Here is a 989-nt window from a genome sequence, read left to right as displayed (position 1 = left end):
CGCGGGCCAGCCGGTGCTGATCATTCAGCGCTCCCGGAGAGCACGACTGCGCCGCAGGCTCCATCAATGGCGGTCTCAACACCGAGTCCGCCGCTACATCACCCTCTGACCCGCGCCCACCGCACCCAACGACTCCGAAAAGTGAGGATCATCGACATGACCACTGCCACTCTGGGTTTACTGGCCGGGCTGCTGCTCGGCGTCGCCGCCGCCGCTGGCGGTTTCACCGGCTTTCTAATCGCCCTGATCCTCGGCGGGATCGGCTACGCCATCGGCGGACAACGCGACGGCGAATTCGACCTGACAGCGATCCTGCGGGGACGCGGCCGTGGCTGACAACCCGCCACCGGTCGGCAGCGACCCCGGTGACCGGGGCTCGCTGACCGTTCACGACCGCGTTGCCGAGCAGATCGCCGCCAAAGCCGCCCTTGACACCACCGGAGTTCAGCTACACGCCAGCGGCCTGAACAAACTCACCGGACGCACCACACCCAAGACCCAGGTCAGCATCGCTGGGGGCCGCGTGCGCGCCACAGTCGACATCGCCATGCCCTGGAGCTATCACCTCAGCGCGGTCGGCGCCGCAGTGCGCGCCAACGTCACCTTCGCGCTGTCGCACCTGGCCGGACTGCAGGTCGATGGCGTCGACGTAGCGGTCACCGCCATCACTCACGACGACACCGCCACCCGAAAGCGAGTGAAGTGACCGTGACCGAACGCCTCGAACACCTACCTCCCGCACCGTCGGCGCCGGGAGTCACCCACAACGGCACCCGCCAACCCACCGCGACACCTCAGAAGCCCGCCAACGCGCCACCACCGTTGGCGCCCGCAGCTGCCCACTACGTCGGGGTGATCAGTGCCCTGCTGTTGATCGCCGCGGGCGCGGTCGGCATCCGCGACGGGATCGCCGCCGCCGGTTGGATCACCGGACCCTCGTGGACCCGCGCCGCCGTCGACTGGTTCGACGGCCAATCCGCGCACGGCTA

At 68.8% G+C, this 989-nt stretch carries 2 protein-coding genes and 1 pseudogene; all 3 read left to right on the top strand.

The annotated features are described in order from the left end of the window. Positions 1-156 precede the first annotated feature (156 nt). Positions 157-336: a hypothetical protein gene (locus ACLE20_RS15490; RefSeq protein WP_410941211.1), complete on the top strand. Its 180-nt coding sequence runs from the start codon at positions 157-159 to the stop codon at positions 334-336. Beyond that, on the top strand, positions 329-706 hold the full coding sequence (locus ACLE20_RS15485; protein WP_410941210.1) for an Asp23/Gls24 family envelope stress response protein: 378 nt from the start codon (positions 329-331) through the stop codon (positions 704-706). The genes ACLE20_RS15490 and ACLE20_RS15485 overlap by 8 nt, the downstream gene beginning before the upstream one ends. Next, positions 703-989, top strand: a pseudogene (locus ACLE20_RS15480) (hypothetical protein); the annotation flags it as partial. The gene ACLE20_RS15485 and the pseudogene ACLE20_RS15480, both read left to right, overlap by 4 nt.

This window comes from Rhizobium sp. YIM 134829 (assembly GCF_046546455.1).
Note: the sequence above shows the minus strand (reverse complement) of the source record. Positions and strands in the feature narration are given on the sequence as shown.